General features: G+C 52.4%; 17 protein-coding genes. 5 read left to right on the top strand and 12 right to left on the bottom strand.

Annotation, left to right across the window (positions count from 1 at the left end; genetic code table 11):
• Positions 1 to 13: 13 nt before the first annotated feature.
• The 6 genes from FBY13_RS04850 to FBY13_RS04825 all read right to left on the bottom strand — a co-directional run bounded on the left by FBY13_RS04850 (position 14) and on the right by FBY13_RS04825 (position 8,912).
• Positions 14 to 1,561: a methyl-accepting chemotaxis protein gene (locus tag FBY13_RS04850; protein ID WP_109718236.1), complete on the bottom strand. Its 1,548-nt coding sequence runs from the start codon at positions 1,559 to 1,561 to the stop codon at positions 14 to 16.
• A 608-nt stretch (positions 1,562 to 2,169) separates the two neighbouring features.
• Entirely contained in the window at positions 2,170 to 3,438 is a 1,269-nt protein-coding gene (locus FBY13_RS04845; protein ID WP_167385756.1) for a four-carbon acid sugar kinase family protein, read from the bottom strand.
• Positions 3,435 to 4,394, bottom strand: a complete 960-nt coding sequence (locus FBY13_RS04840) for a 2-keto-3-deoxygluconate permease (RefSeq protein ID WP_145393631.1) — start codon at positions 4,392 to 4,394, stop codon at positions 3,435 to 3,437. Before FBY13_RS04840 ends, FBY13_RS04845 begins: the two co-directional genes overlap by 4 nt.
• 151 nt (positions 4,395 to 4,545) lie before the next feature.
• Positions 4,546 to 4,908 (bottom strand): protein YacL, encoded by a 363-nt coding sequence (gene yacL / locus FBY13_RS04835; RefSeq protein WP_063878433.1) that lies wholly within the window; start codon positions 4,906 to 4,908, stop codon positions 4,546 to 4,548.
• Between the two features lie 163 nt (positions 4,909 to 5,071).
• On the bottom strand, positions 5,072 to 7,669 hold the full coding sequence (acnB, locus tag FBY13_RS04830; RefSeq protein WP_145393630.1) for a bifunctional aconitate hydratase 2/2-methylisocitrate dehydratase: 2,598 nt from the start codon (positions 7,667 to 7,669) through the stop codon (positions 5,072 to 5,074).
• 244 nt (positions 7,670 to 7,913) lie between these two features.
• Positions 7,914 to 8,912: an aldo/keto reductase gene (locus FBY13_RS04825; RefSeq protein WP_145393629.1), complete on the bottom strand. Its 999-nt coding sequence runs from the start codon at positions 8,910 to 8,912 to the stop codon at positions 7,914 to 7,916.
• 100 nt (positions 8,913 to 9,012) lie between these two features.
• On the opposite strand from FBY13_RS04825, the gene FBY13_RS04820 reads away from it, so the two are divergent.
• A complete protein-coding gene (locus FBY13_RS04820) occupies positions 9,013 to 9,924 on the top strand; it encodes a LysR family transcriptional regulator (protein ID WP_145393628.1) in 912 nt (303 codons plus the stop codon).
• A gap of 652 nt (positions 9,925 to 10,576) precedes the next feature.
• Here FBY13_RS04820 and lpdA read toward each other — a convergent pair.
• The 4 genes from lpdA to pdhR form a co-directional block, all read right to left on the bottom strand.
• Entirely contained in the window at positions 10,577 to 12,001 is a 1,425-nt protein-coding gene (gene lpdA / locus FBY13_RS04815; RefSeq protein ID WP_063878429.1) for a dihydrolipoyl dehydrogenase, read from the bottom strand.
• 283 nt (positions 12,002 to 12,284) lie between these two features.
• Positions 12,285 to 14,180 (bottom strand): pyruvate dehydrogenase complex dihydrolipoyllysine-residue acetyltransferase, encoded by a 1,896-nt coding sequence (gene aceF, locus FBY13_RS04810; RefSeq protein WP_145393627.1) that lies wholly within the window; start codon positions 14,178 to 14,180, stop codon positions 12,285 to 12,287.
• A gap of 14 nt (positions 14,181 to 14,194) precedes the next feature.
• Positions 14,195 to 16,861 (bottom strand): pyruvate dehydrogenase (acetyl-transferring), homodimeric type, encoded by a 2,667-nt coding sequence (gene aceE / locus FBY13_RS04805; RefSeq protein WP_145393626.1) that lies wholly within the window; start codon positions 16,859 to 16,861, stop codon positions 14,195 to 14,197.
• Positions 16,862 to 16,964: 103 nt separating this feature from the next.
• Entirely contained in the window at positions 16,965 to 17,729 is a 765-nt protein-coding gene (gene pdhR, locus FBY13_RS04800; protein WP_063878426.1) for a pyruvate dehydrogenase complex transcriptional repressor PdhR, read from the bottom strand.
• Between the two features lie 511 nt (positions 17,730 to 18,240).
• On the opposite strand from pdhR, the gene aroP reads away from it, so the two are divergent.
• The 3 genes from aroP to FBY13_RS04785 all read left to right on the top strand — a co-directional run bounded on the left by aroP (position 18,241) and on the right by FBY13_RS04785 (position 22,132).
• Positions 18,241 to 19,596 (top strand): aromatic amino acid transporter AroP, encoded by a 1,356-nt coding sequence (gene aroP / locus FBY13_RS04795; RefSeq protein ID WP_145393625.1) that lies wholly within the window; start codon positions 18,241 to 18,243, stop codon positions 19,594 to 19,596.
• Between the two features lie 176 nt (positions 19,597 to 19,772).
• The gene (locus FBY13_RS04790) at positions 19,773 to 21,176 is read left to right on the top strand and encodes a glycoside-pentoside-hexuronide (GPH):cation symporter (RefSeq protein WP_145393624.1); all 1,404 of its coding nucleotides are present in this window, start codon (positions 19,773 to 19,775) and stop codon (positions 21,174 to 21,176) included.
• Positions 21,173 to 22,132 (top strand): family 43 glycosylhydrolase, encoded by a 960-nt coding sequence (locus FBY13_RS04785; RefSeq protein ID WP_145393623.1) that lies wholly within the window; start codon positions 21,173 to 21,175, stop codon positions 22,130 to 22,132. The genes FBY13_RS04790 and FBY13_RS04785 overlap by 4 nt, the downstream gene beginning before the upstream one ends.
• On the opposite strand, the gene ampE is transcribed toward FBY13_RS04785, so the two are convergent.
• A complete protein-coding gene (gene ampE, locus FBY13_RS04780; RefSeq protein WP_145393622.1) occupies positions 22,114 to 22,968 on the bottom strand; it encodes a beta-lactamase regulator AmpE in 855 nt (284 codons plus the stop codon). The two genes, FBY13_RS04785 and ampE, sit on opposite strands and share 19 nt — an antisense overlap.
• A 16-nt stretch (positions 22,969 to 22,984) precedes the next feature.
• A complete protein-coding gene (gene ampD, locus FBY13_RS04775; RefSeq protein ID WP_096012070.1) occupies positions 22,985 to 23,536 on the bottom strand; it encodes a 1,6-anhydro-N-acetylmuramyl-L-alanine amidase AmpD in 552 nt (183 codons plus the stop codon).
• 197 nt (positions 23,537 to 23,733) lie between these two features.
• On the opposite strand from ampD, the gene nadC reads away from it, so the two are divergent.
• The gene (gene nadC / locus FBY13_RS04770; protein WP_145393621.1) at positions 23,734 to 24,630 is read left to right on the top strand and encodes a carboxylating nicotinate-nucleotide diphosphorylase; all 897 of its coding nucleotides are present in this window, start codon (positions 23,734 to 23,736) and stop codon (positions 24,628 to 24,630) included.
• Positions 24,631 to 24,750: the final 120 nt, after the last annotated feature.

Genomic DNA, 24,750 nt, shown 5'->3' with positions numbered 1-24,750 from the left:
TGGCAAGCGGGAATCAGACCTGAAAGGCCGCCGTTAACACGCGCAGGCTTCTGGCCTGTTCTGTTAAAGACTGTGAGGCAGAAGCCGACTGCTCGACCAGCGCAGCGTTACTTTGCGTGACGCTGTCCATCTGGGTGACCGCTACGCTGACCTGGGAAACGCCTTGCATCTGCTCTACCGATGCCAGCGCCAGGCCATCCATATATTGCGCCAGCGACGCGACCTCACTTGCGGCTTTCAGAATACTGTGTGCGGTATTATCCGCAGCCTTAACGCCTTTCTCTACACCATTGACCGCTTCTTCAATCAGGTTACCGATTTCACGAGAGGATGACGCGCTGCGTTGTGCCAGCGTGCGCACTTCGGTAGCCACGACGGCAAAACCGCGACCATGCTCGCCTGCCCTTGCGGCTTCAACGGCCGCATTCAGCGCCAGAATATTGGTCTGAAACGCAATGCTCTGAATCACCGCGGTAATCTCTTTAACTTTCGCGGCGCTGACCGAAATGCTGTGCATTGTCTGACTCATTTCATTGACCGCTTTCTCACTGGCGCGGGTCAGCGATTCTGTCTCACGAGCCGAAGAGGCCGTGGATTCAGCCACAGAGGTGTTATTACGAACGGTGGCAGTGATTTGCTCCATACTTGCTGCCGTCTGTTGTAATGCCGCCGCCTGCTCTTCGGTGCGGGAAGACAGCTCGGTATTTCCCTGGGCGATTTCGCTGGCCGCAAGCTCAACCGACGCGGCGGAGTCTTTGATCTGGGAAACCAGCGTACGCAGGTGATTTTGCATATTTGCCAGCGCCGCCAGCAGCTTGCCGGTTTCATCGTTGCGATCAACGGTGATAACGGAGGTCAGGTCACCTCGGGCAATCGTATCGGCTGTATTCACCGCCAGCGTCAGAGGGCGGGAAATGCTGCGTGAAATAAGCAAGCCCAGAATCAATGAAATGCCCGCCGAAAGAATTAACCCGCCAATCAAGGTCATCCTTGTCTTTGTGCGCTCATTCATCAATTCATCTTCACGTGATTGCAGCAGGGATTTTTCGGTGACAATCATTGACGCAATCACCGCGCGCATCGCATCCATTTGGATTTTTCCTTCCCCGCTGGCAAAGATGTCGAAAAAGCTCTGCTGACTCATGCTGCCCTGGTTAAGGCGTTCACGCGCATCAATCACCTTTTGCGCATACGTCTCCAGCCAGTTTCGTTGCCTGCTTTCCAAATCTGCTAAGCGCTTCTGCTGTTCAGGATTATCCTGAACCAGTTGATGAATACTCTCGATATATTGACTGAAGGCCTGTTTGCCTTCATTAAACGGCGCCAGCATCGGTGTTTTTCCGCTGAGCGAAAAACCGCGCACACCGGTTTCCATATTAAGCAGATTTTCGGTCGTTTTGTTCAATCCCTCAACGACTTGATAAGTATGAATATTGAGCTGACTGGCCTGCGTCACCCGACCAAAACCGGCATAAAACAGGCTGCAAACAACAATCATGACGAGCGTAATGGTGCCAAAAGCAATATAGAGTCGTGTTCTGATAGATGTATTGCTGAGCATAATTTCTCCGCGAGTGGAAAAAACAATTAAATTCCATTAATTAACTGAGACTAATGGCAAAACACATTAATAAAGCAGACGTATAAATTTAATGAAAAGCCTGCCCACTCAACCGGAGGCAGAGTGACGCTAACAGACGCGTATTAATGTTCAGTTGATTATTAACGCTGTTTCGAAAATTGCCACTGCGTTACAAATTTAATTCTCAGTAACAGTGAAAATCACAAGAAAATTTATCTATCCGGGCTGTAGCGCAGTAAATAAATAAGCAGGAAAACAAAATAAAAAAACCATACAATCAAACAGATAAAATCGAAACGATAATGAAAATCTTTTCGGATCAGGTCTTGCCGGGAATCGGCGAATTTAATTTGGCTTAAAGGAGGCGCATTATTAATCAATTTTTTGTTACAACCTGACAGTGCCGCATCAGCACACCAGGCATATAATTTTTTGAACGGTTATTTTTAATAAAACGCAGCGTTGTGTAAGGCATTTAATATTGTCTGTCACCCTGACGTTAATACAAATAAGCCCTACCTTCTGCTCTCTAAAACCGATTTTAGCCTGCACATCGACTGTAAAGTCGTCGAGGTGCAGGTTGATACTCACTGTCTGCGATACAACTCCTCAATATAGTGGAGTGCTTCGCAAAGGGTGTTGTCGGTGCCAAATCCGCCCGCCTTGGTAATGACCGGCAAATCATCAATGTCACTGTTAACAAAGGTGCCGCAAGGAATACAGGGGGCAACCTCGCTCTGAATACGATAACCTTCTGCACCCAGGGCGTTAGCCACGGCAATAGCGATATCGCCGCCGGTGAGGAAAAGGCCGCCTGTGCGGGCACGGTCCAGGATAGCTAAGGTGATTTCGCCGATACGCCGGCTCAGCGTTTCACCTAACACTTCCCGGCTCATATCGTATTGCGCGGTTAGCGCGTCTATCTGGTTGCGATCGTCAACGTTACTGCTGGTCTGCAAAACACAATGCCTGTTCTGCATCAGTATCTGGCAGGCCTGCGTCACAATGTCATGACTCTCGTCTTCAGGTGCCAGAAGCGTTTTTACATCAATCCTGACAACCTCAACACGTCCCTGACGCTGTGCCTGCTCCACCTGGCGTCGGGTCATTTCACTCATCGACCCCGCCACCACCAGCACCGGCAAGCTTTGATGCATATTCATGTAACTTTCCGCCGGAAGCGCATTTGCCAGTCCCGCCGCCCCCACTAACAGGGGACGTTTTTTCAGCGCTAAGGCCGCCTGGGCAATCAGATTCAGATCGTTATCACTTTCGGCATCCATGACCACTATGCTGTATTCCTGCCGGGCCACACGTTCAAGCAGGACATTCAGGTTGCCGCTTCGTACCTCATCCAGCGATATTTCATTCACCGGCAGGCAGGTCTGCAAGCTGATAAGCGTACGAATGCGCGATGAGATAATCGGCGTGCGCGGATCGCTGGCAAACTCCGTCTCCAGCAACGGACGCTGGTGCACCAGACATTCGCCATTGCGCGTTGTTCGCCCTGCCGAAGGTATCGCAGCGGCAACTATCGCCAGCGTAGCACCACTTGCCGCCATGACCGCTGCAATCTCTGCCCCCGGATTCCCCCGAAAAGTTGAGTCGATTTTTTTATAGATCAGCACGTCATTTTGCGCCTCGTCCTGCCTGGCAGAAAGCGCCTGGGTAACGGCCATCGTCGCCTGCTCAGCGCTGAGCGCCCGACTATCTGTATTGATGACGAGTACGTCAGTCCGGCGCGACGGTTTCTGTTGTGGCGTCAGCATCACTTCCGTGCGCGCCCCTTTTTTTGCCAGTTGGACGCCCGTGTCGTTTGCGCCAGTAAAATCGTCGGCGATGACGATCATTTTCATAATGGTTTCTCCGTGGAAGACAGTGATCGTTGCTGATTGCCCTTGGCCACCCATGAGGTCAGCATGGGCGTTAAAATTGCGGTAACAATGACAGAGGTGGCGACCAGCGGCGTCGCTGTGGCGACCACATGTGCCAAAGCGGGATCGGCCTGGGCGATGGCGATGGGCGTGGCAACAGCATTGCCAGCCGTGCTCGACGCCGCTGTGCCGGCAATGCCGCTGCCACCTAACAAACGATCAACCTTAATATTAAAGAAACCGCCGACGAGCGTGGTTAACCCACCCAGTAAAATGCCTGCCAGGCCACCTTTGAGCAACATGGCAAAATCAATACTGGCACCTAAAGCAAAGGCAAAGAAAGGAATTAACAGCGGGCCGCCCTTAGACAGGAAATCACGCATTTGCGGGTCGAGATTACCGAGCAACATGCCCAGCAGCATAGGGATGATCACCACCACCACCGACATCACCGGTATGTTTGCCATGCCTGCCGCGCCCAGGGCAATCATGGTTAATATCGGACCGTCATTAAGGGCGATCACGGGCGTCGCCCCGACTTCATTGTCGCGACCAAACTCACCCGCCAGCGCGGCATAAAGGCCGCCATTGCTGTTGCTCATCGCCGCAATAACAGCGACCGAGGTCAGTCCCCACAACCCATCAGCGCCAAAACACCTATCGACAGCAAAGCCCATCGCCACAGCGACAAGAAACTTACTTGCCGTGACACCGACGCCTGTCAGCAGGGCTTTTGGCGCAGCGTTGAGAGAGATTCCTGCGCCCATGCAAAACAAAAATGCGCCAATCAGGGCGGGCGCACCGTCTTTAAAAAGGGCACTGGTAAAACCCCCCACCTGTAAGGCTTCTGGGGCCAGTGTGTTAACCACCGCCCCCAAGACCAGGGGCACAACCATCATACCGCCGGGGATTTTTTCAATGGTTGCTTTAATATCCATATCATCACCAGATTGATTAATTATAATCATCATGATGATATTGAATCATTTAATGAAAAGATGTGGCGTGAGTCGCAGAATAAAATGCAGTTATTTGAGCATAATCAATCAATATAGCAGGAGGAGTGCGGGTAACAAGATGGCTCAGCGATCATGTGTTTTGCATAAACCGTCGCCAGGCGGCAATGACCGCCAGGAAATCTTCCATACCGCAGAAGCACAGGCTTTCCTCGTCGTAGTAATTCATGCCCTCTTCCATTTCATCACCTTCAAAATTCAACGTATTCGCACGGACGATGACCTCTTCGTCGTCCATCCAGAGCGTATATTCACGCCCGGTACGCTGCCACTGGCGCTGGCTGCCTTTAAGCTTCAGGGCTTCTGCTTCCACCTCATCAAGCACGCTGGCGTCATGCTCAACTTCTTCATTGAACCAGTGGCCCAGTGCTTCATGCCCCATCGACATCCGGACTTTTACCTTGCCCGTAACGTCCCGCAGAAATTCATACTCCATGATCTTATCTCTTTGTCAGTAACTCGCGCTGTTATACCGCTATTTTGATTGCTGTGCACCTGCTTAGCGCACACATCCTGATTCCTGATAATCGTCTTGTGAGACATAAAAAAAAGAGGAACGCCAGGGCGTCCCTCTTCGATGGATCAATAAATGTCAGCTATCAGACGGCAGTCTGGAAAATCACGCCATCTGCTTTGTCAGTGTACTGGCTCAACTGGTCAAAGTTGAGATAGCGATAAGTATCACTGGCTGTTTTATCCACCTGCGCCATAAACTGCTGATACTCGTCCGGCGTGGGTAGCTTACCTAACAGCGATGAGACCGCAGCCAGCTCGGCAGACGCCAGGTAGACGTTTGCTCCTGTTCCCAGACGGTTCGGGAAGTTACGGGTTGAGGTCGATACCACCGTTGCGCCATCGGCGACGCGTGCCTGGTTACCCATGCACAGTGAACAGCCGGGGATCTCGATACGCGCGCCACTCTTACCGAATACGCTGTAGTAGCCTTCTTCCGTCAGCTGTGCCGCATCCATTTTGGTCGGTGGAGCGACCCACAGACGGGTTGGCAGCTGGCCTTTATGGCTGTCCAGCAACTTACCTGCCGCACGGAAGTGACCAATGTTGGTCATGCACGAACCGATAAAGACTTCATCAATCTTTTCGCCCTGAACTTCAGACAGCAGACGCGCGTCATCAGGATCGTTTGGCGCACACAGAATCGGCTCTTTGATCTCAGCCAGATCGATGTCAATCACCGCAGCATATTCTGCATCGGCGTCGGCTTCGAGCAACTGTGGATCGGCCAGCCATTTTTCCATGCCATCAATACGACGCTCAAGCGTACGACGATCGCCGTAGCCTTCTGAGATCATCCATTTCAGCAGAACAATGTTGGACGTCAGATACTCTTTGATCGGCGCCTGATCCAGCTTGATAGTACAGCCTGCAGCGGAGCGCTCAGCAGAGGCATCCGTCAGTTCAAATGCCTGCTCGACTTTGAGATCCGGCAGACCTTCGATTTCAAGGATGCGGCCGGAGAAGATGTTTTTCTTACCTTTCTTCTCAACGGTCAACAGGCCCTGCTTGATGGCATACAGCGGAATGGCGTGAACCAAATCGCGCAGCGTAATGCCTGGCTCCATTTTACCTTTGAAACGGACCAGCACAGATTCAGGCATATCCAGTGGCATAACGCCGGTAGCCGCCGCGAAGGCAACCAGGCCAGAACCTGCCGGGAACGAAATACCGATAGGGAAGCGCGTGTGGGAATCCCCACCCGTGCCCACGGTATCTGGCAGCAGCATGCGGTTTAACCAGGAGTGAATAACGCCATCACCCGGACGCAGTGAAACACCGCCACGGTTCATGATGAAGTCTGGCAGCGTATGGTGAGTGCTTACATCCACAGGCTTAGGATAAGCCGCTGTGTGACAGAAGGACTGCATCACCAGGTCAGCAGAGAAGCCCAGGCACGCCAGGTCTTTCAGCTCATCGCGCGTCATTGGACCGGTGGTATCCTGAGAACCCACCGACGTCATTTTAGGTTCGCAATAGGCTCCCGGACGCACGCCATCCACGCCACAGGCACGGCCAACCATTTTCTGTGCCAGTGAGTAGCCACGTAAGCTTTCCGCGACGTCTTTCGCTACGCGGAACACATCGCTGACAGGCAGGCCAAGCGATTCACGCGCTTTGCTGGTCAGGCCACGACCGATGATTAGTGGAATACGGCCGCCGGCACGCACTTCATCAATCAGAACGTCTGTCTTCAGTTCAAAGCTTGCCAGCAGATCGCCGGTTTCATGATGACGGACTTCGCCTTTAAACGGATAGATATCAATGACATCTCCCATATTCAGGTCGTTAACGTCCACTTCAATTGGCAGCGCGCCGGCGTCTTCCATCGTGTTGAAGAAGATAGGGGCAATTTTGCCGCCTAAGACAACACCACCGCCTTTTTTGTTAGGCACATTAGGGATGTCATCACCCATAAACCACAGCACCGAGTTGGTGGCAGATTTACGTGATGAACCCGTACCCACAACGTCACCCACATAAGCCAGAGGAAAACCTTTGGCCTGCAGCGCTTCGATCTGTTTAATCGGTCCGATATTACCCGCTTCATCCGGCTCAATACCTTCACGGGCATTTTTTAGCATCGCCAGGGCATGAAGAGGGATATCCGGACGTGACCAGGCATCAGGTGCCGGAGACAGGTCGTCGGTATTGGTTTCGCCAGTGACTTTGAAAACCGTAACGGTGATTTTTTCAGCCAGCTCAGGACGTGACAGATACCATTCGGCATTAGCCCAGGACTGCATCACCTGCTTCGCATGGGCATTGCCCGCTTTCGCTTTTTCTTCAACGTCGTAAAAGCTGTCAAACATCAGTAACGTATGAGAAAGCGCTTTTGCTGCGATCGGTGCCAGTCTGGCATCATCCAGTGCTTCAATCAGAGGATGGATGTTATAGCCGCCCTGCATGGTACCGAGCAGTTCGATGGCTTTTTCAGGAGATACCAGAGGAGAGGTTGTTTCGCCTTTGGCGACAGCAGCCAGGAAACCTGCTTTAACATACGCCGCTTCATCGACGCCGGGTGGTACGCGGTTGACCAACAAATCGGTCAAAAATTCTTCTTCACCCGCAGGTGGATTTTTTAGCAGTTCAACCAGCGCGGCCATCTGGGAAGCATCTAATGGCTTAGGTACAATCCCCAGGGCAGCACGCTCGGCAACGTGCTTACGGTATTCTTCTAGCACGACGTTCTCCTCGCTCTCATTGTATGGGTTTCCGGTGCACCCTGATGACAACGCATTCCATGAGTAGGGTAAGGTGCCCGGTTCCGCGTGGGGCAGCATAGCAGGATTTAGCCGCCTTGTTAATCTGTTTACAAAAAAGCAACATTAGCGTTTTCTTCAGCAGAATGAGCTGCCTAATGCGGTGTAAACGAAAAAAAGCAGGGCGTAAAGCCCTGCCTGTTAACAATGGAATGCCGCGCCCGGATTAGCGATCGATCATGCCAAATTCAGCGCTGACATAGCGCGCACCGCTAACGTTTTCCGGCGCAAACAACCCATCCAGATAATCACTATCGGTGTCTTTCACGACGACTGCCGCAGCCGCGCAGTTTTCTTCAAGATGGTGGACCTTACTCGCTCCCGGAATCGGCACGATATCCTCGCCTTTGCCTAAAACCCACGCCAGCGCCAGCTGCGCCGCAGAAATACCATAACCCCGTGCGACCTCTGTCAATTGATCAACTAACTTTTGGTTATGTTCCTGTGCCTGCTGTTGAAAGCGCGGCAAACTGCGGCGGAAATCACTTTGGTCAAGATCCGCCACGGATGCCAGCTTGCCGGTCAGGAAACCCCGCCCTAGTGGACTGTAAGGTACAAAACCCACATTCAGTTCGCGACAGGTAGCAAGAATGCCCTGCTCCGGATCGCGAGTCCAAAGTGAGTACTCGCTTTGTAAAGCCGATATGGGATGTACCGCACAGGCACGGCGAAGCGTTGCTGCGGACACCTCTGACAGTCCGAGGTAACGCACTTTGCCTTCTTGAATCAAATCCGCCATGGTGCCCACAACATCCTCAATCGGCACGGCAGGATCAAAACGATGTTGATAAAGCAGATCAATATGATCGGTGCCCAGACGCGTTAACGATCCCTCGACGGCTTCGCGAATATGCTGCGGCTGGCTGTTCACGCCGGTAATGTTCTCCCAGCCCTGACCTGCACCGGTAATATTGAAACCAAATTTCGTCGCAATCGTCACGCTATCACGGCGGCCTTTAATGGCTTTGGCAATCAGCGCTTCGTTGGTAAAGGGACCATAGATCTCGGCGGTATCCAGAAAGTTGACGCCCAGTTCAAACGCGCGGGACAACGTATTCAATGCCTGCTGCTCATCGGTGTTGCCGTAGGCAAAGGTCATTCCCATACAGCCCAGTCCGAGCGCCGATACCCGTAAACCCTGATTGCCTAATTGACGTTGTTGCATGACATCTTCCTCATTATTGTTGCGGTGTTATTGTTATAATCCTCAACAATCACAACAACAATTGCGCTATTTTTGCCGATTCAGTGAGGAAAACTCATCAATGACACTCTCGCGGGCAACCCTGCAGGAACTGGAAATGTTCAGCGCCATCGCGCACCACCGTAGCTTTCGTAAGGCTGCACAGGCGCGTAACGTTACGCCGTTGGCGCTGAGCCACGCCATGCGCCATTTTGAGCAACGGCTCGGCGTAAGACTGCTTAACCGCACCACACGCAGTGTCTCACTGACCGAAGCGGGCGAATATTTTCTGCAGCGTATCCAACCCGCGCTGGTCGATCTGTCGCAGGCGGTAGATGAGCTTAATGACTGGCGTGCCCGTCCGCACGGCACGCTAAAGCTCAATATGCCGCGTTCTGCAGAAGCGCTGTTTTTTGATAGCTTGATTCTGCCGTTTATCCAGCAGTACCCGGACATCACGCTGGAAATTGACAGTAACGATGCACTGGTCGATATCCTGGAAGCGGGTTTTGATGCAGGTATTCGCTACGGCGATGTGCTGGCACAGGACATGATCGCCCTGCCCTTTGGTCCGGCAATGCGCACCCTGGTGGTCGCAAGCCCGGCGTTTATCGAACGTCATGGTACACCGCAAACACCGGATGAACTGCTTCAGTTTCCCTGTATCGAACGGCGTTTTCCCAGTGGCCGACGCTATCGCTGGGAATTCTGGAACGCAGGAAAAAAACAGGAGATCGCCGTACGTGGCCCATTGGTACTGGACAACAACGCGCGGATTTTGCAGGCCACTGTCGCGGGCGCAGGCATCGCATTTCTGCAACAGGCAGCCGTGAATCCTAGCCTGCAACGTGGCGAACTCGTTGAGCTATTAAGTGACTTTACAGGCAATGCGGAAGGATTCTGGCTTTACTATCCCGGCAGGCGCTATGTCTCAGCACCTTTACGTCATTTTATTGACTGGCTACGTTTTAATAATAATGAAGTGAGTAATTAACCCAATTTCATGACAAGGTGATAACAGTGACGAAATTATTTTAAACCACTCACCAGGAAATTAATGTTAAGAATCACGTCAGGCATAATCAATTAAACGTAGAGACTTTCATTAATCATTAAAGTAGAAAATAACAACCATAAATTAGTTAAAAGCACAGAGACAATAAAATAATCAATGGGTAGACTGCGGTTGGGCGCCTGAGGCTTTTTGCTTTGGGTGAGAACCTGAGGTGGAAAGAGGAAGGAACCGCTCACATTCACTATTCATCGAATGCGAGCGGGGGAACCACCCTAACACCTCAACACTGTCAGGGTAGTCCCTCACTCGATAAAAATCAAGAGAGGTGCCACCATGAAGTCGAAATACGGTTTACTTGTTATTAGCGGGTTAATTCTTTTAGGTTTGAGCTTATCGAACCGAAGTTCATTATGTGAACTTCGCCTCAGAATAATGAGCGCTGAACTTTCGGCTGTCTTGAATTACGAAACCAGGCAGTAAAAACTTCGTTAATGGCGGGGGTAACTCCGCCATTTTTGCCAGTGTGAATGTGTTCGCGCAGGCGCCCTTTCCTTTATTCGTTTACTTATCCGAATTAAAAGAAACCATAAAAAAACGGCCCCATAAGGGGCCGCTATTTCTGTCCTGAGACTTATTTCTTTTTCGCTTTCGCGTTAGGCAAATCAGTGATGCTGCCTTCAAAGATCTCAGCCGCCAGTCCTACTGACTCATGCAGGGTTGGGTGGGCATGAATGGTCAGTGCGATATCTTCTGCATCACAGCCCATTTCAATAGCCAGACCAATTTCACCCAGCAGCTCACCGCCGTTGGTGCCGACAATGGCACCACCGATAACGCGGTGGGTTTCTTTGTCGAAAATCAGTTTGGTGATGCCGTCTGCACAGTCAGAAGCAATTGCACGGCCTGATGCCGCCCACGGGAACGTGGCGGTTTCATAGCTGATGCCTTTCTCTTTCGCTTCTTTCTCGGTCAGACCGACCCAGGCAACTTCTGGCTCAGTATAGGCAATGGATGGGATCACTTTCGGATCGAAGTAGTGCTTCAGACCTGAAATGACTTCTGCAGCCACGTGGCCTTCATGCACGCCTTTGTGCGCCAGCATCGGCTGACCGACGATATCGCCGATCGCGTAGATGTGCGGCACGTTGGTACGCATTTGCTTGTCAACGCGGATAAAGCCACGGTCGTCGACTTCAACGCCAGCTTTGTCAGCGTCCATGCCTTTACCGTTTGGCACACGACCAATCGCCACCAGAACGGCATCATAACGCTGGGCTTCGCCTGGCGCTTTTTTGCCTTCCATTGAAACGTAGATACCGTCGTCTTTAGCTTCAACGGCGGTGACCTTGGTTTCCAGCATCAGGTTAAATTTCTTGCTGATACGCTTGGTGAAGACTTTAACCACGTCTTTATCCGCAGCCGGGATAACCTGGTCAAACATTTCAACCACGTCGATCTCTGAACCCAGCGCATGGTAAACGGTGGCCATTTCCAGACCGATAATGCCGCCGCCCATGACCAGAAGACGCTTAGGCACTTCTTTCAGTTCCAGCGCATCGGTAGAATCCCACACGCGTGGATCTTCATGAGGAATGAATGGCAGTTCGATTGGACGTGAACCTGCAGCGATGATGGCGTTATCGAAGTTAATCGTGGTTGCCCCACCTTCACCTTCGACGACCAGTGTATTCGCACCGGTAAATTTACCCAGGCCGTTAACCACAGTAACTTTACGACCTTTGGCCATGCCTGACAGGCCGCCAGTCAGCTGGTTAATGACTTTCTCTTTCCAGCTGCGGATTTTGTTGATATCCGTTTGCGGCTGACCAAACACAATGCCGTGTTCTTCCAGCGCTTTCGCTTCTTCAATCACTTTAGCAACGTGCAGCAGCGCTTTAGACGGGATACAGCCTACGTTCAGACAGACACCGCCGAGGGTGCTGTAGCGCTCAACCAGTACGGTTTCCAGACCTAAGTCAGCGCAACGAAAGGCTGCAGAGTAACCTGCAGGACCTGCCCCAAGTACCACGACCTGAGTTTTAATCTCTGTACTCATCATGACCTCTTATTGGATTTCCGGCGGGTCAGACGCTGAGCCTATCCCATTAGGCTAGTTAACTGGCCATATTGCGTATGCTGCTGCAAACCCACGGCTATCGGGTTTGCGCGGCAGTGACTCAATCTGACTACGCCAATTATGCCTAATGGAATAGGCTCATAATGTCCTTATTCCACCGGGACATGTTCACCGCAAGAGTTTACAGAATTGTTAATAAACTGCCAACCGCGGTGCCCTGAATGTTACAAAAAGGCCGGCATTTGCCGGCCTTTTGCGCGTTTTACATAACCAGACGACGAATATCTGACAGCATATTGCCAACAATGGTAATGAAACGTGCCCCATCTGCACCGTCAATAACCCGGTGATCGAAGGACAGAGAGATTGGCATCATCAGACGCGGTGCAAACTCTTTACCGTTCCATACTGGCTCCATCGCTGACTTCGACACGCCAAGGATGGCCACTTCTGGCGCGTTAACGATCGGCGCAAAGTGGGTGGTTCCCAGGCCGCCAAGGCTGGAGATGGTGAAACAGCCGCCCTGCATATCGCCAGCGGTCAGTTTGCCATCGCGCGCCTTTTTAGAGATCGCCATCAGCTCACGAGACAGCTCGGTGATGCCCTTTTTGTTCACGTCTTTAAACACCGGAACAACCAGGCCATTTGGCGTATCAACTGCCACACCGATGTTGATGTACTTTTTCAACGTCAGCTTCTGCGCATCTTCAGACAGTGAACTGTTGAAGCGTGGCATCTGCTCAAGCGCCGCAGCGACCGCTTTCATGATGAAGACAACAGGCGTGTATTTCACATCCAGTTTACGCTTCTCAGCTTCGGCGTTCTGTTGTTTACGGAAGGCTTCCAGCTCGGTGATATCGGTTTTATCAAAGTGCGTAACGTGCGGGATCATCACCCAGTTACGGCTCAGGTTCGCACCCGAGATTTTCTGGATACGGCCCAGTTCCACTTCTTCGATTTCACCAAACTTGCTGAAGTCAACCTTCGGCCATGGCAGCATGCCGGGCAGGCCACCACCGCTGGCAGCGGCTGGCGCGGCTTCTGCACGTTTCACCGCATCTTTCACGTAAGCCTGAACGTCTTCTTTCAGGATACGGCCCTTACGGCCCGAGCCTTTCACTTTCGCCAGATTCACGCCAAATTCACGTGCCAGACGACGAATGACCGGCGTGGCATGTACATAGGCATCGTTCTCGGCAAACTCACCTTTGCTGTCTGCTTTCGCAGCAGCAGGAGCCGCAGGCTTAGATTCCGCCGCCGCCGCTGGCGCAGGTGCTGCCTCTTTTTTGGCAGCAGGTGCAGCGGCTGGCGCTGCGCCTTCCACTTCAAACACCATAATCAGCGAGCCGGTGCTGACTTTATCGCCAGTAGCGACTTTCAGCGCTTTGACCGTACCGGCGAAAGGTGCAGGAACTTCCATCGAGGCTTTATCGCCTTCCACCACAATCAGTGACTGCTCAGCCTCGACTTTATCGCCCACCTTCACCAACACGTCGGTGACTTCGACTTCATCGCCACCGATATCCGGTACATTGACGTCTTTTGCGCCAGCCGCTGCTGCTGGCGCAGCCGCCGCGTCTTCTTTTACTTCTGGCTTAGCATCAGCAGCAGGCGCAGCGCCTTCTGCTTCAAATACCATGATGTGAGAACCGGTATTCACTTTATCGCCGGTGGTAATAATGATCTCTTTCACCACGCCCGCGAACGGCGCCGGAACTTCCATCGATGCTTTGTCGCCTTCAACCACAATCAGCGATTGCTCAGCTTCTACCTTGTCGCCCACTTTTACCAGGATCTCGGTGACTTCAACTTCGTCGCCGCCGATATCCGGTACGTTAACGTCTTTGCTGGCGCTGGCAGGTGCAGCGGCTGGCGCTGCGTCTGCTTTTTTCTCCTGCGCTGGCGCGGGTGCGGCTTCTGCAGCATCGTCTGCGTCAAACATCATGATTAGCGAGCCGGTTTCTACTTTGTCGCCGGTCGCGATTTTGATCTCTTTCACCACACCGGCCTGCGGCGAGGGAACTTCCATCGAGGCTTTATCGCCTTCCACGGTGATCAGCGACTGCTCGGCTTCCACCTTGTCGCCAACCTTGACCAGAATTTCGGTGACTTCAACTTCGTCTGACCCGATATCTGGTACCTTGATTTCAATAGCCATTACTCTGTTACCTCTTAAGCCAGACGCGGGTTAACTTTATCGGCATCGATCTTGAACTTCACGATCGCATCCGCCACGACTTTCTTATCGATTTCGCCACGTTTAGCCAGTTCACCCAGCGCGGCAACCACAACGTAAGATGCATCCACTTCAAAGTGGTGACGCAGATTTTCACGGCTGTCAGAGCGGCCAAAACCATCCGTACCCAGCACGCGGTAATCGCTTGACGGCACATAGCTGCGAACCTGCTCAGCAAACAGCTTCATGTAGTCGGTTGACGCCACGGCAGGTGCTTCGTTCATCACCTGAGCGATGTAAGGCACGCGAGGTGCTTCCGTTGGATGCAGCATGTTCCAGCGCTCACAATCCTGACCATCGCGGGCCAGTTCGGTGAACGAGGTAACGCTGTAAACGTCTGAACCGATGCCGTAATCGGTCGCCAGGATCTGGGCGGCTTCACGTACATGGCGCAGAATAGAGCCTGAGCCCAACAGCTGAACTTTACCTTTGCTACCGTCCACGGTTTCCAGCTTATAGATACCTTTACGGATACCTTCCTCGGCACCTTTCGGCATCGCTGGCATGTGGTAGTTTTCGTTCAGCGTGGTGATGTAGTAATAGATATTTTCCTGCGCTTCGCCGTACATACGGACGAGGCCATCATGCATGATGACGGCTACTTCGTAGGCATATGACGGATCGTAGGAGATACAGTTTGGAATCGTCAGAGACTGAATATGGCTGTGACCATCTTCATGCTGCAAACCTTCACCGTTCAATGTGGTACGGCCTGATGTACCGCCGACCAGGAAGCCACGTGCCTGTTGGTCGCCCGCCAGCCACATCAGATCGCCAATACGCTGGAAGCCGAACATCGAATAATAGATGTAGAACGGAATCATCGGCAGGTTGTTGGTGCTGTAAGAGGTCGCCGCCGCCAGCCAGGATGAACCTGCGCCCAGCTCGTTGATCCCTTCCTGCAAAATCTGACCTTTCTCGTCTTCTTTATAGTAAGCCACCTGCTCGCGGTCCTGCGGCGTGTACTGCTGACCGTTCGGGCTGTAGATACCAATCTGACGGAACAGACCTTCCATACCGAAAGTACGTGCTTCATCAGCAAGAATCGGTACCAGGCGATCTTTGATCGACTTGTTCTTCAGCATCACATTCAGGGCACGCACAAACGCGATGGTGGTCGAGATCTCTTTGTTCTGCTCTTCAAGCAGCGCACCGAACTCTTCCAGCGCTGGCATTTCCAGCTTTTCAGTGAACTTCGGCTGACGTGATGGCAGGTAACCACCTAACTTCTCACGCTGGCCGTGCAGGTAGTTGTACTCTTCAGAGCCTTTATCGAAGGTGATGTAAGGCAGAGATTCGATCTTGTCGTCTTCTACCGGCACGTTGAAGCGATCGCGGATGTAGCGAACGCCATCCATGTTCATCTTCTTGACCTGGTGCGCGATGTTTTTACCTTCGGCCGTGTCGCCCATACCATAACCTTTAATGGTATGTGCCAGAATCAGCACCGGCTTGCCCTTGGTGTCTTGCGCTTTTTTCAGGGCCGCATAGATTTTCTTCGGATCGTGACCGCCGCGGTTCAGTGACCAGATCTCATCGTCTGACCAGTCTTTCACCAGGGCTGCGGTTTCCGGATATTTGCCGAAGAAGTGCTCACGCACATAAGCGCCGTCGCGGGATTTAAAGGTCTGGTAGTCGCCATCAACGGTTTCGTTCATCAGCTGGATCAGCTTACCGCTGGTGTCATTGCGCAGCAGTTCATCCCAACGACCGCCCCAGATAACCTTGATCACTTCCCAGCCAGCACCGGCAAAAATGCCTTCCAGCTCATTGATGATCTTGCCGTTACCGGTTACCGGTCCATCCAGGCGCTGCAGGTTACAGTTGATGATGAAGACCAGGTTATCCAGTTTTTCACGGGTGGCGATGGTAATCGCACCTTTCGATTCTGGCTCATCCATCTCGCCGTCGCCCAGGAAGGCATAAACGGTTTGGCCCGACGTCTCTTTCAGGCCACGGTGTTCCAGATATTTCAGGAATTTAGCCTGATAAATTGCATTCAGTGGACCCAGGCCCATTGAGACGGTCGGGAACTGCCAGAATTCCGGCATCAGTTTTGGATGCGGATAAGAAGACAGACCTTTACCGTCAACTTCCTGACGGAAGTTATCCATCTGCTCTTCAGTCAGACGACCTTCAAGGAAGGCACGTGAGTAAATGCCTGGCGAAATGTGGCCCTGGAAGTAAACCAGATCACCGCCATCTTTTTCGCTGCGCGCCCGGAAGAAGTGGTTAAAGCACACTTCATAAATGGTGGCGGAAGACTGGAAGGAGGAGAGGTGACCACCCAGTTCCAAATCTTTTTTCGATGCACGCAGCACTGACACGATGGCGTTCCAGCGGATGGCGGAACGGATACGACGTTCAAGTGAGGTGTTGCCCGGATAGTCCGGTTCATCTTCAACGGCAATAGAGTTGATGTAGTTACTGATTGCGGCAGCACCGCCAGCAACTTTCACACCGCCTTTGCGGGCTGCACTCAGTACCTGATCAATCAGATACTGTGCACGTTCAACACCTTCTTCACGGATGACCGATTCGATCGCCTGTAGCCAGTCACGAGTTTCAATCGGATCCACGTCATTGTGTAAACGTTCTGACATGGGGGGTATTCCTTATCTGTGTCTAATACGTTGAAAAATCGGGAGCCTGTTAACGTCAGGGAGACAGGCTCGTCGCACATGTCCGCACGATCTTTGCCGCACGTTATTCCTTACGTTGCTGTAAACGACGCAGGGAGCGTTCTCGACGGCTCTGCTCCCGACTTCTGTCCAGCAAGATTTCCTCAATGAACGCCAGGTGACGGTGTGAAGCCTCGCGTGCTTGTTCCGGCTCACGAGCCACAATCGCCTCAAAAATTCTGGCGCGGTGACCGCTCACTTTCGCCAGCATTTCCCGGCGCGAGTAGAGCAATTCAAAATTCTGTCGAACGTTCTGTTCCAGCATAGGGCCCATTGATCGTAGCAAATGCAAAAGCACGACATTATGGGCGGCTTCTGTGACAGCGATCTGATACTTCATCACTGCGTCTGCTTCAGCGTCGAGATCGCCGCTGTCCTGCGCCTGCTGTATATGAAGATGACAGTCGCGAATACGCTGTAAATCTTCTTCTGTGCCACGCAGTGCGGCATAGTAAGCCGCGATACCTTCTAAAGCATGGCGCGTTTCCAACAGGTCAAACTGAGATTCCGGATGTTCTGCGAGAAGCTCAACGAGAGGATCGCTCATGCTCTGCCAGAGATGCTTCTGTACGAATGTTCCGCCGCCCTGACGGCGAAGTAACAATCCTTTCGCTTCTAAACGCTGGATTGCCTCGCGGAGAGACGGACGTGAAACATCGAATTGTTTGGCGAGTTCGCGCTCGGGAAGCAACTTCTCTCCCGGCTGAAGCGTCCCTTCCATGATCAGGGATTCAAGTTGCTGCTCAATTGCATCGCAGAGTTTGGGTTGACGAATCTTACTGTAAGCCATCTTCCCTTCTTAAATGTGCCTGTCTGACAAAGTAAATTGGTAATACCAATTCAAAAAAGGTGCCCGTAAAGTAACAAAGTATTCACCTTGTGTCTATACGGCATCTGTGACATTAAAGTGAAGGAATGCGGCGTGGCTGCCATAACTGTAGAGTTAAAAAGTGGAAAGCCGGGCGTTAGCGGAATGTTAATTTTTTTAACTTTTACTAAAAATTACATAACGTCGGCAGTTAAACCGATTTAGCTGGCTGTGCGGTTTTTGACCGAGCCGGAGCCTTTTTCTTTATCGCCAATCGCTATGGATTCCACCTGGTTGCTTCTTTTTCAGGCAACTCGTGACCGCTAAAGCGAAAGCAGGTGCAAAGCCCTGCGCTTATCACTATTCTGGTCCCCAGGCTACAACTGGCTTCATTACGCAAGTCAGATACCCTAAAAATATCAGTCGTTAATGTAATCAATTCTTTACAGTCAGCTTGCACTGCAGCGAAGAATAACAACATCACGAGGTGTGTATGGAACAACAGCACGGCGAATCGCTGAAGCGCGGTTTAAAAAACCGCCATATTCAGTTGATTGCCCTGGGTGGTGCAGTGGGAACCGGCCTGTTTCTGGGCAGCGCGTCGGTCATCAAATCGGCAGGGCCAGCCGTTATTTTAGGCTATGCCATTGCCGGATTTATCGCTTTTTTAATTATGCGCCAACTTGGTGAAATGGTGGTTGAAGAGCCGGTAGCCGGTAGCTTCAGTCATTTCGCCTATAAATACTGGGGTAACTTTGCTGGTTTTGCATCGGGCTGGAACTACTGGGTTCTGTATGTGCTGGTGGCGATGGCCGAGTTGAGTGCCGTCGGTAAATATATTCAGTTCTGGTGGCCTGATTTTCCTACCTGGGCCTCAGCCGCGATCTTCTTTGTGCTGATCAATGCCGTTAACCTGACCAACGTAAAAGTGTTTGGTGAGATGGAATTTTGGTTCGCCATTATCAAGGTGATTGCGGTTATTGCGATGATCCTGTTCGGCGGCTGGCTGCTGTTTAGCGGTACCGGCGGTCCACAGGCAACCGTGCGCAACCTGTGGGAGCACGGCGGCTTTCTGCCTAATGGCCTGGGCGGACTGGTGATGGTCATGGCGATTATCATGTTTTCGTTTGGTGGGCTGGAACTGGTGGGAATTACGGCGGCGGAAGCGGATAACCCGGAAACCACGATCCCTAAGGCGACCAATCAGGTGCTGTGGCGTATCCTGATTTTCTATATCGGCTCGCTGGCGGTACTGCTTTCTTTGATGCCGTGGACGCGCGTAACCGAAGACACCAGCCCTTTCGTGTTTATTTTCCATGAACTGGGCGATGCGATGGTTGCGAATGCCCTGAACGTGGTCATCCTGACGGCCGCCCTGTCGGTCTATAACAGCTGCGTTTACTGTAACAGTCGTATGCTGTTTGGTCTGGCACAGCAGGGAAATGCGCCTAAAGCGCTGCTGAACGTTGACCGTCGCGGCGTGCCGGTAATGAGTATTCTGGTGTCAGCCGTTGCGACTGCCCTGTGTGTGCTGCTCAACTTCCTGATGCCGGGTGAAGCGTTTGGTCTGTTGATGTCGCTGGTCGTTTCTGCGCTGGTTATCAACTGGGCGATGATTAGCCTGGCGCACCTGAAATTCCGTAAAAAGAAAAATCAGCAGGGCGTGACGACCCGCTTCAAGGCCGTTCTGTATCCACTGGGTAACTGGATTTGCCTGGTTTTCCTGGGCGGAATTCTGGTCCTGATGGCGATGACACCGGGCATGGCCATTTCCGTATGGTTAATCCCTGTCTGGCTGGTCATCCTTGCTGTTGGTTATGTAATTAAAAATAAAACGCAAAAAGCCTGATAGCGCTGCCCACCCGCGCGCATGTTTAAGCGGGTGGGCAGTCGTTAAACCCGACGCTGTTCACACTTCTCTCTCCATGGCTGTTTTGTCCATCATCGCAACGATTTATTGCCGCTCATCCTGCTGATTAAACATTAATAATCCTTTTCTGTTTAATCCTTCTGCAGGAAACAATAATGACAGGTAAAACGCTCTCGTTCAGAGAAAAGCTGGGCTACGGCATGGGTGATGCCGGATGCAATATGATTGGCGGTGCCGTCATGTTGTTTCTCAGCTATTTCTATACTGATGTGTTTGGCTTAGCCCCGGCATTGGTCGGTGTACTGTTACTCTCTGTCCGGATTCTTGATGCCATCACCGATCCGATAATGGGCGCTATTGCCGACCGCACCAAAAGTCGCTGGGGACGCTTTCGCCCCTGGCTGCTCTGGGTATCGGTGCCCTATGTCATATTCAGTGTGCTGATGTTTACGACACCTGACTGGAGCTACCACAGCAAGGTTATTTGGGCGTTTGTCACCTATTTTTTCATGTCCCTGACCTACACTGCGATTAACATCCCCTATTGCTCGCTGGGCGGCGTGATTACCAACGATCCCGGTGAGCGCGTGTCCTGTCAGTCCTATCGCTTTGTGATGGTGGGCATTGCCACGTTGATCCTCTCGCTGTCGCTGCTGCCCATGGCTGAGTGGTTTGGTGGCGAGAATAAAGCGCGCGGCTATCAAATGGCGATGGGCGTACTGGCGCTGGTGGGATTAGCGATGTTCCTGTTCTGTTTCGCCAACGTCCGTGAACGTATTCACCCTGCCGTGCCGACAAATGATGACCTGAAACACGATTTGCGTGACGTGTGGAAGAATGATCAGTGGGTGCGCATCCTGCTGCTGACGTTCTGCAACGTCTGCCCTGGGTTTATTCGTATGGCGGCAACCATGTACTACGTCACCTGGGTGATGGGCCAAACCCCTCACTTTGCTACGCTGTTTATCAGCCTTGGTGTGGTGGGCATGATGCTAGGCAGTACGCTGGCAAAAGTGCTGACCGATCGTTGGTGTAAGCTGAAGGTCTTTTTCTGGACCAATATTGCCCTCGCGTTGTTCTCCAGTGGTTTTTACTGGCTCGATCCCCATGCCACCGTCACGGTGGTCATCGCCTACTTCCTGCTGAATATCCTCCATCAGATTCCTTCGCCTTTGCATTGGTCCCTTATGGCCGATGTGGATGACTACGGTGAGTGGAAAACCGGCAAGCGCATTACCGGCATCAGCTTTTCCGGCAACCTGTTCTTCCTCAAGGTGGGCCTGGCGGTCGCAGGTGCAATGGTTGGTTTTCTGCTCTCGGCTTACGGCTACGATGCCGGAGCGAAACAGCAATCCGCGCATGCCATCAGTGGGATCGTGCTGCTGTTTACCATTATTCCGGGCATCGGTTATTTGATTACCGCCGGCGTAGTGCGGCTGATGAAAGTGGATCGCAGCTTAATGCAAACCATCCAACGCGATCTTGCCCTGCGCCGTACAGCGGTACAGACGGGACACGATCAACACACCAGCGAGATCCAGACGGGAGCAGTGAAATGAGCGAGAACTGGCCTAACCCTTTTATCGAACGACGTGCCGATCCTTTTATCCTGCGCCATGGAGAGCACTATTACTTCATTGCTTCCGTACCGGAATACGATCGTCTGGAAATCCGTCGTGCCAGCACGTTGATGGGCTTACGCAACGCAGAGCCGGTTGTGGTATGGCAAAAGCCTGATATCGGCCCCTTTAGCGAGTTGATTTGGGCACCGGAGCTGCACCATATTGACGGTCAGTGGGTCATCTATTTTGCCGCAGCCCCTTCACGCGACATCAAAGACGGGCTGTTTCAGCACCGCATGTACGCACTGGTCTGCGACGATGCGGATCCCCTCAGCGGCAGCTGGCAGCCTGCACGCCAGGTCTTAAGCCACATCGACAGTTTCTCGCTGGACGCCACTCACTTCTTTCATCAAGGTAAAAACTGGTATTTATGGGCGCAGAAAGATCCCAGCATTCCGGGTAATTCCAACCTCTACCTTGCGGAGTTGCGCAATCCGTGGACGCTAAAAGGTAAACCGGTGATGCTGAGCCGCCCGGAATACGAATGGGAGTGCGCGGGCTTTAGTGTTAATGAAGGGGCGGCAGCGATTGTGTATGGCGATCGGCTTTTCATTACGTATTCGGCCAGCGCAACGGATGAAAATTACTGTATGGGCCTGCTGTCTATTCAGCGTGACGCCGATCCGTTGAACGCGCTAGCCTGGCAAAAGTCAGCGCGACCGGTATTCTCGACCAGTTGGGAAAATCGCCAGTACGGGCCAGGGCACAGTTGCTTTACACAGGATGAAAGCGGACGCGATCTGCTGGTCTACCATGCGCGCAACTATACGGAAATTGAAGGGAACCCTCTGTGGGATGGTAATCGTCACACGCGCCTGAAATATATACACTGGCGAGAAGATGGCACACCGGATTTTGGCGTGCCACCTGCCGATCACACCAGCGTGCCGTAGATGGTCAGGAGCGCAACCACCACGACTAACACCAGCGAAATACGCTTCGCCAGCGCCACCGCAACACGTGGCGTAGCGACCTTATCGCTGTGTGGATCGCGGGCCAGGGAAAACTGCGCCAGCGTGGTTAGCACATGGTACTGAGAGCGGTGCCTGTCGGTTAATGATGCAAACCAGGCAGGTAACGCCTTCTCTCCGTGGCCGAGCAGCGCATAGGCCACGCCCGCCAGCCGCACCGGAATCCAGTCAACCAGATGCAAAATGCTGTCCACGCCGGATTGCGCACGCGCCATCGGCGTACAGTGTTTTGCCAGCCAGCTTTGCCAGGCCCGTAAAAAAGCGTAACCCACCAGCAAAACCGGGCCCCACGCGCCTCCCACCACAAACCAGAACATCGGTGCCAGATAAAAACGGAAGTTAATCCAGATGAGGGCGTTTTGTAACTCACGTAAAAATTCGCGTTCACTGCATTCAACTGGCACGCCGTGGATCAGGGTTAATTCTGCTGCCATTGCCTGATGCGCTGCGGCTTCATCACGGCTCGCGGCCTGCAGATAGGCATGATAATGCTGACGCACCACACCGGCACCGATGCACAATAATCCCACGACAATCCAGAACACGAGTTGAGGGATACCAAACAGAATGCCTTTCAGGCTCCATACCACCAGCGCGGTCAGCACTATCACCACAAACAGCATCAACAGGGTGCGCATAACAGAAAAGTGCCGACGACCGCGGAAAAAGGGCTCAAGCCGATGATCCAGTTGCCAGTGCTCCCCCAGCTTAAACAGCCGCTCCCAACCTAAAACCAGTAACAAGGTAAATAACGTCATAGTTACTCCAGATAAATCATGATTTTCGTTGCTGTAACCGCTGCTGATAATAGGTCCAGTCAAACGCCGGGCCGGGATCGGTTTTACGCTCCGGTGCGATATCACTGTGTCCGGTAATGCGGGCAGGCGTTATCGGATAGTGCTGCATCAAGATTTGCGTGATCTGATGCAGAGCCTGGTATTGCGCTTCGGTATAGGGTTCAACATCCGTTCCTTCCAGCTCAATACCAATGGAAAAATCGTTGCAGTTTTCCCGTCCTTCAAACTGCGATATCCCCGCGTGCCAGGCGCGCTGGTCAAAGGGCACATACTGCACAATCTCGCCATCACGCCGAATTAAGCAGTGTGCGGCGACGCGTAAATGGGCGATATCAGCAAAGTAAGGATGGGCGTCTGAAGGCAGTGTGCCCGTGAACAGTTTATCAATCCACGGGCCGCCATATTCACCCGGCGGCAGGCTAATATTATGAATAACCAGAAGAGAAGGTGCTTCGTTATGCGGCCGCGCATTATAGTGCGGTGACGGCACCTGTCGCACACCGGTCAGCCATCCTTTTTCTAATTTCATACTGGTTTCTCATCGCGGAATCGGTTTGAGAATAACATGAATTCTAAGGAATTATTGCGCCAAAATGCGCCGCGACCCGGGCGCCGACACTGTTTTGTTAAGTATACTAAACAAAACACCGTCCAGGACTGGCACCGTTGTATTATTCAGGATATGGTAATCACACTGTTATCTGACTTTTGCTGGAGCTGAACGCTATGTCTGTGCGTCGCTATGATCCTGACAGTCGCCACAAGGCGCTGCTTGAACGTATTGAAAATGATATTCCTGAAACGGTTGCACGCGCATTACAGGAAGATCTTGGCGGTGAGATAGACAGCGATCGGGATATTACCGCGCAGCTGTTGCCTGCCGAAAGCCGGGCCCATGCCCAGGTCATTACCCGCGAAGCCGGTGTTTTTTGTGGTAAACGCTGGGTGGAAGAGGTCTTTAACCAGTTGGGTGCCTATGACGCTCTGACCTGGCATGTTGAAGATGGACAACCCCTTATCGCGGATCAGCGGTTGTTTGACATTGAGGGCCCTGCTCGCCTGCTGCTCACTGCCGAGCGTACTGCCCTAAACTTTGTGCAAACGCTGTCGGGTGTGGCCACTGAAGTCAGCCGCTATGTCGCGCTGCTGGAAGGCACACAGACACAGCTTCTGGATACGCGTAAAACCGTACCGGGGCTGCGTACGGCCTTAAAGTATGCCGTACTGTGCGGCGGGGGCAGCAATCACCGCCTTGGGCTGTCTGATGCTTTTTTAATTAAAGAGAACCATATTATTGCCAGTGGATCGATTCGCCAGGCGGTGGAAAAAGCCTTTTGGCTCTATCCGGATGTCCCGGTGGAAGTGGAAGTCGAGTCGTTAAAGGAGCTACAGGAAGCCCTTGAGGCGGCAGCCGATATCATCATGCTGGACAACTTTACGCTGGATGAGATGCGCGAAGCGGTGACGGTAACGGCAGGTCGCGCGCTGCTGGAGGTCTCCGGCAATGTCACTGATACGACACTCCGCCAAATCGCCCAGACCGGTGTGGACTATATTTCCGTCGGTGCACTGACTAAACATGTGCGTGCCCTCGATCTTTCCATGCGCTTTCAAGCGAGCTAATCGTTTTCGCCGTGCCACTGGCACGGCCTGTTTTGTGCAGTTTCTTCCACTGTTTAAGCTGTATTGCTGTAATCCGCTTTCTTTCCTGCCTGCGCTTTTCCACTCTCCTGATCTGCTGCT

The organism is Pantoea sp. SJZ147, from assembly GCF_007828605.1.
GTDB lineage: Bacteria > Pseudomonadota > Gammaproteobacteria > Enterobacterales > Enterobacteriaceae > Pantoea > Pantoea allii.
Note: the sequence above shows the minus strand (reverse complement) of the source record. Positions and strands in the feature narration are given on the sequence as shown.

Excerpts from the sequence above, each read along its gene's own strand:
- FBY13_RS04820 (WP_145393628.1), top strand. The coding sequence starts at position 9,013 with ATGACACTCTCGCGGGCAACCCTGCAGGAACTGGAAATGTTCAGCGCC.
- lpdA (WP_063878429.1), bottom strand. The coding sequence starts at position 12,001 with ATGAGTACAGAGATTAAAACTCAGGTCGTGGTACTTGGGGCAGGTCCT.
- aceF (WP_145393627.1), bottom strand. The coding sequence starts at position 14,180 with ATGGCTATTGAAATCAAGGTACCAGATATCGGGTCAGACGAAGTTGAA.
- FBY13_RS04840 (WP_145393631.1), bottom strand. The coding sequence starts at position 4,394 with ATGGATATTAAAGCAACCATTGAAAAAATCCCCGGCGGTATGATGGTT.
- FBY13_RS04850 (WP_109718236.1), bottom strand. The coding sequence starts at position 1,561 with ATGCTCAGCAATACATCTATCAGAACACGACTCTATATTGCTTTTGGC.
- ampE (WP_145393622.1), bottom strand. The coding sequence starts at position 22,968 with ATGACGTTATTTACCTTGTTACTGGTTTTAGGTTGGGAGCGGCTGTTT.
- FBY13_RS04790 (WP_145393624.1), top strand. The coding sequence starts at position 19,773 with ATGACAGGTAAAACGCTCTCGTTCAGAGAAAAGCTGGGCTACGGCATG.
- ampD (WP_096012070.1), bottom strand. The coding sequence starts at position 23,536 with ATGAAATTAGAAAAAGGATGGCTGACCGGTGTGCGACAGGTGCCGTCA.
- FBY13_RS04845 (WP_167385756.1), bottom strand. The coding sequence starts at position 3,438 with ATGAAAATGATCGTCATCGCCGACGATTTTACTGGCGCAAACGACACG.
- aceE (WP_145393626.1), bottom strand. The coding sequence starts at position 16,861 with ATGTCAGAACGTTTACACAATGACGTGGATCCGATTGAAACTCGTGAC.
- nadC (WP_145393621.1), top strand. The coding sequence starts at position 23,734 with ATGTCTGTGCGTCGCTATGATCCTGACAGTCGCCACAAGGCGCTGCTT.
- yacL (WP_063878433.1), bottom strand. The coding sequence starts at position 4,908 with ATGGAGTATGAATTTCTGCGGGACGTTACGGGCAAGGTAAAAGTCCGG.
- FBY13_RS04825 (WP_145393629.1), bottom strand. The coding sequence starts at position 8,912 with ATGCAACAACGTCAATTAGGCAATCAGGGTTTACGGGTATCGGCGCTC.
- FBY13_RS04785 (WP_145393623.1), top strand. The coding sequence starts at position 21,173 with ATGAGCGAGAACTGGCCTAACCCTTTTATCGAACGACGTGCCGATCCT.
- aroP (WP_145393625.1), top strand. The coding sequence starts at position 18,241 with ATGGAACAACAGCACGGCGAATCGCTGAAGCGCGGTTTAAAAAACCGC.
- pdhR (WP_063878426.1), bottom strand. The coding sequence starts at position 17,729 with ATGGCTTACAGTAAGATTCGTCAACCCAAACTCTGCGATGCAATTGAG.